Origin of the sequence: Paenibacillus sp. PL2-23, from assembly GCF_040834005.1 — a bacterium.
GTDB lineage: Bacteria > Bacillota > Bacilli > Paenibacillales > Paenibacillaceae > Pristimantibacillus.
The window spans coordinates 549,932-564,739 of record NZ_CP162129.1; the positions used below are offsets into that span (position 1 = coordinate 549,932).

The following is a 14,808-nucleotide window of genomic DNA, read 5'->3' on the forward strand; positions in this document are numbered from 1 at the left end:
TATGATAAGCAAACCAAGAATGGTGAAGGTTGCGGCTACCCAGATGAGCTGCTCCACGGATCGCGAGGATAATATCCGCAAGGCGGACAAGCTTGTGCGCGAAGCGGCGAAGCAGGGGGCGCAGATCATTTTGCTGCAGGAGCTGTTCGAGACGCCGTATTTCTGCCAGAAGGAGAAGTCCGACTATTACGTCTACGCGACGGAGCTGGAGGAGAACGCGGCGATCAACCACTTCCGCGAGGTGGCGAAGGAGCTGCAGGTGGTGCTTCCCATCAGCTTCTATGAGAAGAAGAACAATGCGCGCTACAACTCGCTTGCAGTTATCGACGCTGACGGCGAGGTGCTTGGCAAGTATCGCAAGAGCCATATTCCGGATGGTCCCGGCTATGAGGAGAAGTTTTATTTTAACCCTGGCGACACGGGCTTCAAGGTCTGGAATACGCGCTACGCGAAGATTGGCATCGGCGTCTGCTGGGATCAATGGTATCCGGAGGCTGCCCGCTGCATGGCGCTGATGGGCGCGGAGCTGCTGTTCTACCCGACCGCGATCGGCTCCGAGCCGCAGGACGGCTCCATCGACTCCAAGGATCATTGGCAGACGTGCATGCTGGGCCATGCCGCCGCGAACCTGGTGCCCGTTATTGCATCGAATCGCGTAGGCGCTGAGCTGGACGAGGAATCCAGCATTACGTTCTACGGCTCCTCCTTCATCGCGGGCAACGCCGGCAACAAAATTGTGGAAGCGGGACGTGACGAGGAGACGGTCCTTGTGGCGGAATTCGACCTCAATCTGCTGGAGACGCAGCGCATCGAGTGGGGCATCTTCCGCGACCGCCGTCCCGATCTGTACGGCATTATCGCATCGTATGACGGGGAGCTTCGCGTAAAGTAGACGAAGTAAATGAGATATGGTGTCTAGGAGGCTGTTCTGACGAACACTTATGGTCAGCAGCCTCTTTGACGCGCGCTTAAGCATAACGAGGGCAGAGGAGCATACGAAATGTCATTCATTTCATCGGCAGGAAAGAAGGGGCTTGAAGCTGGAATTGAGGGAAGGCGTTATGATATAGACTGGCTGCGCAATGGGGCCATTCTGCTATTATTCCCTTATCATACGTCGAGGGTGTTCGATTACTGGGACCCCTTCTATGCAAAAAGTGAGGAGCTAAGCTGGACGCTTAGCTACTTCATCGCAATCGCTTCTATATGGTTTATGCCCCTGTTGTTTTGGCTGGCGGGGTCATCCAGTTGGTTCGCGTTGGGAAGCAGGTCAGGCAAATCTTACATGAAGGAACGAGTGATGAGGCTGCTGGTGCCGCTGCTGACGGGGCTGCTGCTTATTATACCGCCTCAGGGCTATTATGCCATGCTGACGAGGGGAGAGTCGCCCGGCCCATATATAGCCTACTTAGGAGCCTTCTTCACTGATTTTAGCGACTTATCCGGTTATACGGGAGGCTTCACACCGGCACATTTATGGTTTTTGCTCTATCTCTTCGTGTTTTCTTTAGTGCTGCTGCCGCTGTTTCAGAGCTGGAGAACGGATAAGGCGGGGCTCGTGCTGGATAAGTTATCGGCCATCATGAGCCGCCCTCTGCCCTATCTGCTGCTCGCATTGCCGCTGTCGGCCCTGCAGCTGCTGCCTGCACCTGGGGGTCAGAATCCCTTTTATTACATGGCCATATTCACGATCGGTTTCTTGGCGGTGTCTCATCCCAGGTTCCAAATAATGTTTACTCGTTACAGGAAGCCGTACGGCTTGCTGGCAGTCCTTCTATCGGGCTTATGGACGGCCTCGTTTGCTAACGGATGGCTGCCGCATCCGATATTGGAGATGATCCGTAATGCTGCCATGCTGCTCGCACTGGCTTCCTTGCTTGGGGTTGGACATGCTCGATTGAATAAGAGAAATAAACTGCTGGCATATATGAACGAGGCTGCATTCCCTGTGTACGTTATTCATCAGACGGTCATTGTGGTGCTCAGCTATTATGCGGTGCAGTGGGGTTTTCCTCTCTATGTTTCGTTTGCACTAATTCTTATCTCTTCTCTAGTGTTGAGTGTTGCGATCTACGAGGTTGTGCTTCGCAAACTGGCAGTCACAAGACTCCTGTTTGGCATCAAGAAGAGACAATAATGGGAATCCAAATTTCGCTGCGATATTCATCCCCATAGGGGTCGCCCGGCAGGTACAGCTCGAACTCCGGTCCGCCTGCATGCTCGTAGCCTGTAGCTGGGAACCATTCGGAGAAAATACGATTGAACCCTTCCTGAATGGCACCAGGCATCGGTCCCACAATCGTGAAGATTGCCCATGTAGCGGCTGGCACCTCGCGCACCTCGAAGCCTTCCGCCAGGGCCTTCGTCTCGTCATCGACGATGCAGGCGATCATGTACGTGAACTCGGAGGACTCCTGGTTCTGATCCAGACACACGCCAAGAATCGTTGGGTTGTTGTCCTTGTCCGTCAAGCCTTCGATCCGCTCCACCGTTCCGTTGGCATGGCACTCTCCCCAGAATTTCGGGATTTCACGGGAGTTTTCACCATCCACGCAGGTTGTCCGCAGGCATACGCCCGCAATGTGAAACGCGCTCTTCTCTTCTACTCGATAATCCATATCCTTATCTCCCTTCAGTGATAGCTGGAACGAAATGCGGGGGAACGCCTTCAGGCTAATGCCCATGGTTCTTGCTTCGGATGGGGCGATGCCATGAATCCTGCGAAATGCCTTGGCGAACGATTCTGGCGAGTCGTAGCCGTATTTGAGCGCGACGTCGATGACCTTCGCGGAGGTGGAGGCCAGCTCCTGCGCGGCCAGCGTCAGCTTGCGCTTGCGGGCGTACTCCGCGACTGTCATGCCGGTCAGCATGTGGAACATGCGCTGGAAGTGGAACGGTGACATCAGCGCGATCCCTGCCAGCTCCTCGATATCCAGTCTGCCCTCCATCCGTTCCTCCATGTGATTGATTGCATTCCTTAAATGCAAGAGCATTTCCATGCCGCATTCCTTCCTTTCGTAGCTATCGTAACACCGCTTGAGAGCGGTCTCCTGTCATTCCGTGCTTTTTGCGGACAGATGCTGATTCGCTAATCATAGGATTCCATGCTTAAGGGCAAGTTTCCTGTCAGCGGGGTGGTAATCGAAGGGGAAATGACAGGATCAGCCGTACCGAAACGTTTGGTGAAGCCTGGCCGGCATGCTATACTCGAGTTATGACAATGAATCGTGACGATGCCGAATGGCAAGAGGAACAACTGAATCAGAAGCGCTGCTCGGTATGCGGCGATATGAAGCCGCTTGGCGAGTTTCTCCGGCGGACGGGGCGCCGCTCGGGCAGGCACGGCCGCCGAGGCACCTGCCGCAGCTGCCGGAGCAGAAGCGGCCAGCAGCCCATGGAGGGGGCGGCGCCTGAAGCGAAGCCGGCGGGAGCGCGTACGCTCGGGCCGGCGGCGGACTATGCGGACGCGCTGCTAGGCCGCGATGTTGTGGAGCAGCAGCGGCCGGGCGAGGCGTATGAAGGCGATGCTGCTGCGTTCAAGGCGGGGGATCGCCCCGGCCAGCCGCCGGAGCAGCCGCCGCAGGAGGCTGGAGCTGGCACGGCGGCGGCGGTCCCTCCCGCCAAGAAGCGGCCGCGCAAGCGCAGGAGAAGCGGCGGGGCGCTGAAACGGCAAGGAGCTCCGGCGGAGCCGCACCCGGCAGCGCACGCGCCGAAGCGGGAGAAGCAGCAGCCGCCGGACGTGTCGTATTTGCGCCCCACAAGTCTGGGCTTTATTCGCATGCGCGGCAAGACGGACAACGGCAGGCGCTGGTACCAGGAGGTGGAGCCTGAGCTGGCTTATGTTCTGGTTCGTGAAGGCGCGGCAGTTGTTGTGAACCGTCATACCATTCGCCGTCTTTACAGCAACAAAGAGTTCAGGCAAATGATTCTGACGCGTGACAGCTATACCTGCAGGTTCTGCGGTAATTACGGGGATACTATCGATCATGAGCTCCCCCGCGCCAAGGGCGGCCATACGACTCCTGTCAATTGCTATTGTGCCTGCTACGAATGCAATCAGCGCAAGGCCAGCCGCGACGTAGAGGAATTTATGCAGGCCGAGCTGTCGCTGCAGGCCGAGCGCGAGTCCCAGGGCGTGGAGCCGGGGCATGCGGAGCCAAACGATGACCAGGTGGGGCTCCAGTCGAGGGCAAACCAGGAGTCGAGTGGGCTCGACCTCGATCAAGGCGAGAAGCTGGAACAGCATGACTCTTGATGTGCCATAGAAGTGCCAGAAACGTCTAAATGAGCTGCGACGGGTGTTTTGGAGCAAATAGACGTGCCAGAAACGTCTAAATGAGCTGCGACGGCTGTTCTGGGGCAAATAGACGTGCCAGAAACGTCTAAATGAGCTGCGACGGGTGTTTTGGAGCAAATAGACGTGCCAGAAACGTCTAAATGAGCTGCGACGGGTGTTTTGGAGCAAATAGACGTGCCAGAAACGTCTAAATGAGCTGGGACGGGTGTTCTGGAGCAAATAGACGTGCCAGAAACGTCTAAATGAGCTGGGACGGGTGTTCTGGAGCAAATAGACGTGCCAGAAACGTCTAAATGAGCTGGGACGGGTGATCTGGAGCAAATAGACGTGCCAGAAACGTCTAAATGTACTGCGACGGGTGTTCTGGAGCAAATAGACGTACCAGAAACGTCTAAATGAGCTGCGACGGGTGTTCTGGAGCAAATAGACGTACCAGAAACGTCTAAATGAGCTGCGAAGGGTGTTCAAGGCTCGGTCAAAGGCTAATCGCCTGGGCCGGGCTTTTTTTTATATAAATTCGCGAGGTTAAAAGCGAGCCGTTTGTTATACCTTATAGTAGACAGCCTGCCTGCCTGCAGATACTTTTCAGACATCCTCCACAGACCGGCTGTCTGCAAACACCTTTCAGACCTCCTGCAGACACCTTGCAAACATCCTGTCAACATTGCTGATGACGAAACCTGCTTTTCATTCCGTTGAACTGTAAGCGCTTCCGACTTATCATTAAGCAAGAACGACTTGGCAGTCATAGTGCGTGAGCTCGCACCTTAGATAGTCAGGCCGGCAACTAACAGAGGAGGTTCACAAGATGAGTCAAGTGAATCATAAGCATAATGACTCCCAAGGCGGAGCAAAGGTGGCCATTCAGAAATTTGGACGCTTTCTGAGCGGCATGGTTATGCCGAATATCGGCGCATTTATCGCATGGGGGCTGATTACAGCCCTGTTTATTCCAACCGGCTGGTGGCCGAACGAAAGCTTTGCCGCGCTGGTAGGTCCTATGATTACGTATCTTCTTCCGCTTTTGATCGGCTTTACGGGAGGACAGATGATTCACGGCACGCGAGGCGGCGTCATCGGCGCGGTAGCGACGATGGGTGTTATTGTCGGCTCAGACATTCCGATGTTCCTGGGCGCAATGGTGATGGGGCCGTTCTCGGCCTGGGTGATCAAGAAATTCGATCAAGCGATCGACGGCCGAATTAAGTCTGGCTTCGAGATGCTTGTGAACAACTTCTCGGCAGGCATTATCGGCGGCGGTCTTGCGCTGCTGGCCTACAGGGGCATCGGGCCGGTTATCGAAGTGTTCAGTAAGGTGCTGGCGAATGGCGTAGACTTCCTGGTTAATCATAACCTGATCCCGCTTGCGAACCTTCTGATCGAGCCGGCGAGGTGTTGTTCCTGAATAACGCCATTAACCACGGCGTATTGGGTCCTATTGCTATGGATCAGGCCGTCAAGACAGGGCAGTCGCTTATCTTCATGCTGGAATCGAACCCGGGACCTGGTCTTGGCATTCTGCTCGCTTATATGTTCTTCGGGCGCGGCATGGCCAAGCAATCGGCGCCAGGTGCGGTCGTCATTCATTTCCTGGGCGGTATTCACGAAATCTACTTCCCGTACATCCTTATGCGCCCCGTCCTTCTGCTTGCGGTAATAGCGGGCGGTATTGCCGGAACCTTCACCTTCTCGATTCTGGGCGCTGGTCTTGTCGCAACGCCATCTCCGGGCAGTATCATCGCTTACTTCGCGATGACGCCAAAGGGCGGTTATCTCCCTATGCTGGCAGGTGTGCTGGTGGCGGCTCTTGTATCCTTTGTCGTAGCAGCAATCTTCTTGAAATCGGGCAAGCAGGTGTCTGAGGAGGATTTGGAGGCCGCAACGTCCAAGATGAAGCAGATGAAAGCTGACGCCAAGGGCGAGGCTGCACTAGCTGCAGCGGCTCCGGCATCAGCTGCAGCTGGTATAACGAAATCGCCGGAAGATGTCCGCAAGATTGTGTTCTCCTGCGACGCGGGTATGGGCTCCAGTGCCATGGGTGCGTCAATCTTGCGCAAGAAGATGAAGAATGCTGGCGTAGATGTGACCGTTACGAACACAGCAATCAGCGATATCCCTGGTGATGCAGACATTGTCATTACCCATAAAACCTTAACGGACAGGGCAAAATTAAAAGCGCCTGGGTCGGAGCATATTTCCATTGATGATTTTCTGAAAAGCGCGGAATACGATTTGCTGGTACAGCGATTGGGTAAATCTTAAGAAGAGAAGACGCTGACGAGAACCCGTCGGCGTTTGCTTCATTTTTCCGGAGAGGAGGAAGACGGGCTTGATTGTCTCTAATAGGCAGAGAAAAATTCTGGAAGTGTTGCTGGAGCGCAGAGAGGCTACGGCTAGCGAAATTGCAGATGAAGTTCAGATTAGCGCAAGATCGGTGCATCGTGACCTGCGGGAGATCAAATCTCTGCTGGCGGATTACGGGCTAGCCTTGACAACCAAATCGGGCAAAGGCATTTCTATTGAAGGCTCGGAGGAGAATACCGGGCAATTCCAGAGGCTGCTCGCCCATTTTGAGACAGTCGCCTACGCTTCCGAAGAGCGCAAGACGCTCATTCAATGCCGGCTGCTGGAGGAGAATGAACCGATCAAGCTGTTCGCGCTGGCTTATGAGCTGCACGCGGCGGTTCCCACGATTACGCGTGATCTTGACGAGATTGCGCCGCAGCTTGGCAAGTATGGGCTGGAGCTTGTACGCCGGAGAGGCTATGGGGTGGAGATTGGGGGCTCCGAGGCTGGCAAGCGAGCGCTTATTGAAGGGCTGGCCCAGCAATATCTGGATGAATCGGACTTATTCGGAACGGGATCAGAATCCCAGCATATGTGGCCCGTGACGCGCAAGCTCCTTCAGATGGTTGGCAAAGAGCATTTCTTGACGATTGAGCGTATCGTTTGGGGACTTGAGGAGAAATCGCCAAGCCGCCTGTCCGAGAGCGCCTACACTCGCCTGCTGCTTAAGCTGTCCATCGCTGTTGCCCGCATGAAGAGCGGGTATGGGCTGAAGCCGGAGTCTTTATCCCTCCAGCAAGGGACGGATACAGCAAGACTTGGGGGTGAGCTGGAGGCAGAGGAGCAGGATGAGGTCCAGCATCCCTATCTAGCTCCGTTCCTGAGCGCGTTCCCTTGGCACTGGCACTCCCTGGAGAGGATAGCGGTTATCGGCCTGCTGAACAGTGCCAGCGCGGAAGCAGAGCAGGAGCAGGAGAGGCTGCTTCATCAACACGGGGCTGCCGCTGCAGATCTGGCATGGAGGCTCATTCGTGCGGTTAGCAGAAGCATGCATGTACCCTTCGGAGAGGATCAGTCCCTCCTGGAGGATCTGGCTCATCATCTTGCTCCTGCGATGGAGAGACTGCAGCGGGGGAGACCATTCGCAATCCGCTGTTGCAGCAGATCAGAAGAGATTTGGCCGAGCTTTACGACGTTCTGCAGCAGGCCTCACAAGAGCTTATGGGAGAAGCGGGGATGTCAATCCCGGACGAGGAGGTTGGTTATTTGACCATCCATTTCGGAGCTTCTCTGGAACGGCTGAACATCTCCAGGCCGGTGAGGGCGATGATTGTGTGCACCAGCGGAATCGGCTCCTCCAAGCTGTTGTCGGTGCGGATTGAGAAGAAATTTCCCCAAGTGGAGTTCATCGGGCATTATTCCTGGTATGAAGCCTCTCGCGTGCCGAGGGACAGATATGATCTTATCATCTCTACCGTAGACCTGCCGATCGATGGGGACCGATACGTGAAGATTAGCCCGCTGCTGACACTGGAGGAGACGGAGAAGCTTCAGGGCTTTCTGAAGAGGCTGCCCGCCGCTCATGAGCTTGGGACTGAATCGGGACAGGAGTCGAGCCTGAAGGACACAAGCGGCTGGGAGAGGATGAAGCGCATCAGCGAATATTCCTCAGCTGTGGTGGAGGTGCTTGAACCATTTGCGGTACACCGCATAAGCGCAAATGCTGAGGGAGGGGAAGCGGCGGCAGCTCTCAGCCAGACCATCGACGCCATCATGAGGACGTTAGGTCTGGGAGCCGATATAGAGAGCTCTGTCAAAGCGCGGCTGCTTGAGAGAGAGAAGAGGGGCAGCCAAGCCATAGCAGGTACAAATCTGGCTTTATTCCATACAAGAAGCGAATATGTCGAGAAGCCCTTATTAAGGCTGTATCTTCTTGGCGAGCCGCTGCGTCTTGGCGATGACGGCGAGGCAAGTGTGGCACAGGTGCTGCTTATGCTGGCACCGGACAAGGTAAGCCGTCCTATGCTGGAAGTATTGAGCGAGATTAGCGCCATGCTGCTGCAGCAGCCGTTTGTGGAGCTCCTGGCAGAGGGGAATGGCGAAGCGATTAAGCTTTATTTATCACAGGAGCTGGAAGCTTTTATACAATCCAAGTGGAGAGGGAGAGAATCGATATGATGACAATTCTGACGAAAGACAAAGTGAAGCTGAACGTATCCGTGAAGGATAAGTTCGAAGCCGTCCGAATGGCGGGCGAGCTGCTGGTACAGGCGGGACATGTGCCGCAGGCTTATGTGGAGAAGATGGTGGAGCGTGAGCAGCTGTCCTCCACCTACCTGGGAGCGGGTCTTGCTATGCCGCATGGCACCAACGATTCCAAGCCGCTTATTCAGACAACGGGTATGTCGGTGCTTGTCGTGCCGGAAGGCGTTGACTTCGGAGGCGAGATCGCCAAGCTGATTATCGGCCTGGCTGCCGTGGGTGACGAGCATATGGAGGTGCTGTCAAGCGTCGCTGTACTCGTCTCCGAGGAGGAGGACATGGAGCGAATTCTCGCGTCCAAGACGGAGGAGGAGCTGATCGCGATCTTCGAGGAAGGGATGGACTTATGATAGCCGTACACTTCGGAGCAGGTAATATTGGTCTTGGCTTCATTGGTCTGCTGCTCTCGCAGTCCGGATATCGCATGAAGTTCATTGATGTGAATACGGAGCGGGTTGCAGCGATCAACGAGCGCGGCGAATACAAGGTGCAGCTGGCTAATGATACAAGTGATACATTCCTTGTTCATGGCGTGTCAGCCATTCATGGACGGGATGCTGGGCAGGTGGCGCAAGCGATAGCGGAAGCGGACATCGTCACCACGGCAGTAGGAGTCAGCGCGCTTCCTTATTTGGCGGAGAGCATCGCAGAGGGCATTAAGCTTCGTCTGGCAGCTGGAGCCCCCTCTCTTGCTATTATCGCCTGTGAGAATGCGATCGGCGGCAGTACGATCCTCAAGGGACATGTGATGGAGAAGCTGTCTCCTGACCTGCATGAGCCTGCAGCCGAAGCGGCGCTGTTCCCGGATGCGGCGGTGGATCGTATTGTGCCCGCTCAGCAGCACGAGGATCAGCTGCTGGTGACGGTTGAGCCATTCTTCGAATGGATTGTGGACCGGATGGCGCTGCCAGCGGACTTCCCCGCTCTGCTGGGTGTGCAATATGTGGATCAGCTTGAGCCATATATCGAGCGGAAGCTGTTCACGGTCAATACGGGCCATGCTTCAACGGCCTATGCGGGATACCTCAAGGGCTATGAGACGATACAAGAGGCGATGAAGGATGAAGCTGTCGTGGCTCACGTCCGCACCGTGCTGGCGGAGACAGGCGAGGTGCTCGTACGTCAGCATGGCTTCGATGGAACAGAGCATGAGCGGTATATCGACAAAATATTGAACCGGTTCCGCAATCCGTATCTGACAGATGAGATCGTGAGGGTTGGCCGTTCTCCGATACGCAAGCTGTCCCGGTATGACAGGCTGGTTCGTCCAGCTTTGTTGGCTCATGAGATGGGGGGCAAGACGCCAGGATTAATCCGGGCTATCGCAGAGGCGCTGTCCTTCGACAGTCCAGAGGATCAGGAAGCGATGGAGCTACAGGGCGAGCTGAAGCAGCATGGTCTATCCGCCGTCATTGCCAGGTATACCGGCATTGAGGGGGAGCATCCATTGCATGCTTCCATTGTTGCCGCCTATGAGAAGCTTCATTCAGGAAGGGAGGCATAAAGGATGAGTGCAAGCATGTCTGCAAAGCCCTATGAGGGCATCGCAGCGTCGCCTGGTATCGCGATTGCCCGCGCCGTCAAGCTTGAGTCGGATGCCTATACCCCGGAGAAGGTAGCAGTGGACCAGCCGCAGAGGGAGCAGGAGCGATTCCGCGCGGCTGTCGAGGAAGCGCGGGATCAGATTGAGACACTTCGGATGTCGACCGAGCAGAAGCTTGGCGCAGCGAAGGCGGAAATATTCGAGGGGCATCTCATGCTGCTTGAGGATCCGGAATTAATTGACGCTGTTCACGAAACCATCGGAGCAGATAGCGTGAATGCCGAATTTGCGCTCTATGAGGTGTTCCAGAGCTTTATTGATATGCTAAGCGAGCTGGAGGACGAGACGCTTCGCGAGCGTGCGGCGGATATTCGCGATATAAGGAGCCGTATTCTTAATCTGTTGCGGGGCGTGCCCGGGAACGATTTGACGCAGCTTCAAGAGGAATGTATTATTATCGCCCATGACCTGACGCCATCCGACACGGCTCAGCTGAATTTGGAGCTCGTACGAGGCTTTGTGACCGTTATCGGCAGCCGCACCTCGCATTCCGCCATCATGGCCCGCTCTCTGGACGTGCCCGCCATTGTTGGGGCTGGCGAAGACTTGTCGGAGATTGCAGCCGGAGATCTGCTGGTTATGGACGCGTCGGAAGGCAAGCTATGGGTAAATCCTGGCGCGGAGCTGCTGGAGCAATTCCGTGAGCAGAAAGCGGCTTATGACAAGCGCAGGGCTGAGCTTGCTGCCTGGGTCAAGGAGCCGTCCCTGACGAAGGATGGGCACCGCGTAGAGCTGGCGGCCAACATTGGCAAGCTGGAGGATGTGCAGAAGGCGCTCGACAACGGGGCGGAAGGCATCGGCCTGTTCCGTACAGAGTTCCTCTATATGGGACGCACCCATCTGCCCTCCGAGGAGGAGCAGTTCCAGAGCTATAAGTATGTGCTGGAGAAGCTGGAGGGCAAGCCGGTTGTCATCCGGACGCTTGATATTGGCGGAGACAAGGAGCTGCCTTATCTGGAGCTGCCCAAGGAGAGCAATCCGTTCCTGGGTCAGCGGGCCCTTCGGCTGTGCCTGGAGCGAGACGGCTTGTTCCGTACACAGCTTCGCGCGCTGCTAAGAGCGAGCCGCTTCGGCAACTTGAAGATCATGTTCCCGATGATTGCGGTTCGCGAGGAGCTGCTGGAGGCGAAGCGAATGCTGGAGGAGGAGCGTCAGGCGCTGCTGCAGGAGGGAGTAGAGCTTGCAGAGTCCATTGAGATCGGCATGATGATCGAGGTGCCGGCAGCGGCAATTGCGGCGGACTCTCTGGCGCCGGATGTTGATTTCTTCAGTATCGGGACGAATGACTTGATTCAATATACGATGGCCGCCGACCGAATGAACGAAACCGTCTCCTATCTGTACCAGCCCGTCCATCCCTCTATTCTGCGGCTGATTGGGATGGTCATCGATGCGGCGCGGCGGGAAGGCAAATGGGTAGGTCTGTGCGGCGAGATGGCGGGCGACTTGGCGGCAGTGCCGCTGCTGCTTGGTCTCGGTCTGCATGAATTCAGTATGAGCGCAGGCTCCATTCTTCAGACGAGAGAGCTGATTGGCAGCCTCAGCCATGCGGAGTGGCAGCAGCATGCACGGCATGCGATGACATTGCGTGGACAGCATGAGGTGCAGGCGTTCGTGCAGGAGCAGCAAGGCAAGCGGCGGGAGCGATAGGAAGAGCGGCAATTAGGACGCAAGCGATAAAATAAAACGGAGGTGTACGTTATGATTTCTCAGACCTATACAGTCATTAACCCAACAGGGCTGCACGTTCGGCCTATCAAAACACTTGTCCAGACGGCAAATGAGTTTCCTTGCAAAATCACGGTGCATGCTAATGGCAAGAAGGCCAATGGCAAAAGCTCGATCAGCCTGCTCACGCTTGGCATCAAGATGAACGATGAAGTAACGCTGGAAACCGACGGCGAGCGTGAAGAGGAAGCGCTGCAAGCGCTGGGCGCGCTGCTTGTACAGATTCACGAATAGGCTGTCTTCCTTGCTGGAGCATAAACTCGCCAACCGCTTACGCCGGATGATCCGGAGCTCTGGTTGACGAGTTTTTTGTCATAGAAGATAGTTCAAGGTGTATCTTGGGCATACCGCTCTTTGGCGCGACTAAGCGGGGACCGTTGTGAATGGCAGCGTCGTGACTGGTTCAGCCAGTAGTTTAAGCGAGAAACGCTGCCCCGCATATCGCGGAAAATAGCAAAATGAACACCGGGTGCATCCGGTAGCGAACGAGCATCATCCAACCTACGCCAACGATGCAAATGCCGACAAGCAGCTGGCCGTGGACCTGTGCATGCTCTAATGAGCCGAGTCCAAGCCTGTATACGGCGAACAGAATGAGTGCCGTCACGATGGGCTGCAGGCCATAGAAGATTCGGTCTATGAACGTTTTTTTGCGCAGGCGGAAGATAAGCACCAGCAGCAAGGCCGAGACGAGCATGGAAGGCAGTACGAGACCGATAAGCGCGGAGACCGCGCCGCCGATGCCGTACGTTTGATAGCCGATGATCGAGCTGAGGTTGACCGCCACTGGACCTGGTGACATACCAGCGACGCCGACGGCGTCCAGGAAGGCGCTATGAGTCATCCACTGCCGTCGTGCGGCCTCCTCTTGGATTAAGGGGATGAGTGCATAGCCTCCGCCGAAGGATAGGAAGCCCAACTTAAGGAAGAATAAAAACATAGACCACATGGTGTGACCTCCTTTCATAATCGGGGGAAGCCTGGCTTAAATCATATAAAGTACATATAGGCGGGGTCTTCGAGTCCAGCTGTGTTGGGCTGCATTGATGGAACCTCGTCCGCGGGATGCGATTTTTGGAAAAAGGTGAAGATCAAGCCTGCGGCAATGCCTAGTGCTATATCAAACAGGGGGGACATGCCCATGAATAAGCAGATAAGCGCGATAATCAGCAGGGATAGTGTCGTCTTATCCTTGATTGCCTTCTTGCCGATCCGGAGTGCGGAGAACAGGATGAGGGTGATGACTCCCCACGTAATACCGGCGAGAACAGCCCCTGTCTTCGGCGCATCGGCGATTCGTGAATAGCAGGCGAATAACGCGATAACGATGAAGAAGGACGGCAGAATAGAGCCGGCGGAAGCGGCCAGGGCGCCCGACCACTTATTCAGCCGGTAGCCGACAAGGATAGCGGCGTTCACGCCTGCGCCTCCCGGCGCAGCGGAAGCCAGTGACAGCGTATCGACCAGTGTCTCGGCATTCATCCATTGTCTTCTATTGACGATCTCCCGCTCAAGCGCGGGGAAGATTGCGTAGCCGCCGCCAAACGAGATGGGCGACAGCTTCAGGAACGTCCAGAACAGCATAAGAAGGGAGGGGGCGGAATAAGTTTGCATAAGCTAGATTCTCCTTCCTTGTAAGTCTTCTGCTTTTATCATATCGCAATGCGATTTCGTTGTCCGAAACAGTTTTTGATGGTTTGTATCATATTCGCTTATACCCTTTTATCCCAGTTGAATTAGATGGATGAGGTGAATAATGAGGTTTTATTTAGCATAAATTTCCCTTGGATTGCATTATCATGATGTATAAGCATGGATAATATGATACGATAATGTCAATCTATTAGAAGAGGTGATTTTTGCGTGTTTGGACGCAGCGGTAATCCAACCTTAAGAGACAACACATTCGAGCGGACAGGCCATTTCTCCGGCGGAGAGAGAATGACGATCGAAGGAACGGTGAACAAAACCTTTATCATGCTGGCCATTCTGCTTGGCGGCGCGTTTGTGTCGTGGGGCATGTATATGAATGGCAACGCGAACGTCACGGGCTTTATGATCGGCGGCGCCATTGCGGGTCTCGTCCTGGCTCTGATCATCAGCTTCAAGCCTACGACGGCTCCATTCCTCGTGCCAATCTATGCGGCTTGTGAAGGCCTGTTCCTGGGCGCCCTGTCGGCGAGATATGAGTCGCTGTATAACGGCATTACCTTGCAAGCGACGCTTCTGACCATGTGCGTGTTTGTTGCGCTTCTGGTCGCTTACCGCTTCCGCCTCATCCAGGCGACGAAGAACTTCCGTCTCGGCGTGTTCGCGGCTACAGCAGGCATTATGCTGATGTACCTGGCAAGCTTCGTGCTGGGCTTCTTCGGTATTGCGATTCCTTTCCTGCACGACAACAGTTTAATCGGCATCGGCATCTCGCTTGTCATCGTAGTGGTTGCGGCGCTGAACCTGGTGCTTGATTTCGACTTTATCGAATCCGGCGCAGATCAAGGTGCTCCGAAGTATATGGAATGGTACGGCGCGTTCGGCCTGATGGTCACGCTAATCTGGCTGTACATCGAGATGCTCCGCCTGCTCTCCAAGCTGGCGAGCCGCGATTAATAGCAGCGATAGCAACGACAAGATA

Annotated in this window: 13 protein-coding genes and 1 pseudogene; 11 read left to right on the top strand and 3 right to left on the bottom strand. The window is 55.3% G+C overall.

All coding sequences use genetic code 11. From position 1 onward, the window contains the following. Position 1 precedes the first annotated feature (1 nt). Positions 2 to 892 (top strand): N-carbamoylputrescine amidase, encoded by an 891-nt coding sequence (aguB, locus tag AB1S56_RS02330; RefSeq protein WP_340870189.1) that lies wholly within the window; start codon positions 2 to 4, stop codon positions 890 to 892. 108 nt (positions 893 to 1,000) lie between these two features. Beyond that, positions 1,001 to 2,137, top strand: coding sequence for an acyltransferase (locus tag AB1S56_RS02335; RefSeq protein ID WP_340870187.1), 1,137 nt, complete (start codon positions 1,001 to 1,003; stop codon positions 2,135 to 2,137). On the opposite strand, the gene AB1S56_RS02340 is transcribed toward AB1S56_RS02335, so the two are convergent. Continuing rightward, positions 2,121 to 2,999, bottom strand: a complete 879-nt coding sequence (locus tag AB1S56_RS02340) for a GyrI-like domain-containing protein (RefSeq protein ID WP_340870186.1) — start codon at positions 2,997 to 2,999, stop codon at positions 2,121 to 2,123. The genes AB1S56_RS02335 and AB1S56_RS02340 overlap by 17 nt on opposite strands. A 221-nt stretch (positions 3,000 to 3,220) precedes the next feature. Here AB1S56_RS02340 and AB1S56_RS02345 point away from each other — a divergent pair, with 221 nt between their 5' ends. The 8 genes and pseudogenes from AB1S56_RS02345 (at position 3,221) to AB1S56_RS02380 (ending at position 12,410) form a co-directional block, all read left to right on the top strand. After that, positions 3,221 to 4,255, top strand: coding sequence for an HNH endonuclease signature motif containing protein (locus tag AB1S56_RS02345; protein WP_340870182.1), 1,035 nt, complete (start codon positions 3,221 to 3,223; stop codon positions 4,253 to 4,255). Between the two features lie 850 nt (positions 4,256 to 5,105). Continuing rightward, a pseudogene (locus AB1S56_RS02350) lies at positions 5,106 to 6,559 on the top strand (PTS mannitol transporter subunit IICB). A 67-nt stretch (positions 6,560 to 6,626) separates the two neighbouring features. Then, positions 6,627 to 7,853, top strand: a complete 1,227-nt coding sequence (locus AB1S56_RS02355) for a helix-turn-helix domain-containing protein (RefSeq protein ID WP_340870181.1) — start codon at positions 6,627 to 6,629, stop codon at positions 7,851 to 7,853. Beyond that, positions 7,760 to 8,761 (top strand): BglG family transcription antiterminator, encoded by a 1,002-nt coding sequence (locus AB1S56_RS02360; RefSeq protein ID WP_367903418.1) that lies wholly within the window; start codon positions 7,760 to 7,762, stop codon positions 8,759 to 8,761. Before AB1S56_RS02355 ends, AB1S56_RS02360 begins: the two co-directional genes overlap by 94 nt. Then, complete coding sequence (locus AB1S56_RS02365; protein WP_340870264.1) at positions 8,761 to 9,195, top strand: PTS sugar transporter subunit IIA; 435 nt, start codon at positions 8,761 to 8,763, stop codon at positions 9,193 to 9,195. The genes AB1S56_RS02360 and AB1S56_RS02365 overlap by 1 nt, the downstream gene beginning before the upstream one ends. After that, complete coding sequence (locus tag AB1S56_RS02370; protein ID WP_340870178.1) at positions 9,192 to 10,349, top strand: mannitol-1-phosphate 5-dehydrogenase; 1,158 nt, start codon at positions 9,192 to 9,194, stop codon at positions 10,347 to 10,349. Before AB1S56_RS02365 ends, AB1S56_RS02370 begins: the two co-directional genes overlap by 4 nt. A 3-nt stretch (positions 10,350 to 10,352) precedes the next feature. Beyond that, on the top strand, positions 10,353 to 12,098 hold the full coding sequence (gene ptsP, locus AB1S56_RS02375) for a phosphoenolpyruvate--protein phosphotransferase (RefSeq protein ID WP_340870177.1): 1,746 nt from the start codon (positions 10,353 to 10,355) through the stop codon (positions 12,096 to 12,098). Between the two features lie 51 nt (positions 12,099 to 12,149). Further along, entirely contained in the window at positions 12,150 to 12,410 is a 261-nt protein-coding gene (locus AB1S56_RS02380; RefSeq protein WP_340870175.1) for an HPr family phosphocarrier protein, read from the top strand. Positions 12,411 to 12,591: 181 nt separating this feature from the next. On the opposite strand, the gene AB1S56_RS02385 is transcribed toward AB1S56_RS02380, so the two are convergent. Together AB1S56_RS02385 and AB1S56_RS02390 are read right to left on the bottom strand one after the other, a co-directional pair. Further along, positions 12,592 to 13,125 (bottom strand): chromate transporter, encoded by a 534-nt coding sequence (locus tag AB1S56_RS02385; protein ID WP_340870174.1) that lies wholly within the window; start codon positions 13,123 to 13,125, stop codon positions 12,592 to 12,594. Between the two features lie 41 nt (positions 13,126 to 13,166). Next, entirely contained in the window at positions 13,167 to 13,790 is a 624-nt protein-coding gene (locus AB1S56_RS02390; RefSeq protein WP_340870172.1) for a chromate transporter, read from the bottom strand. Between the two features lie 249 nt (positions 13,791 to 14,039). Here AB1S56_RS02390 and AB1S56_RS02395 point away from each other — a divergent pair, with 249 nt between their 5' ends. Beyond that, on the top strand, positions 14,040 to 14,783 hold the full coding sequence (locus tag AB1S56_RS02395; protein WP_340870170.1) for a Bax inhibitor-1/YccA family protein: 744 nt from the start codon (positions 14,040 to 14,042) through the stop codon (positions 14,781 to 14,783). Positions 14,784 to 14,808 lie beyond the last annotated feature (25 nt).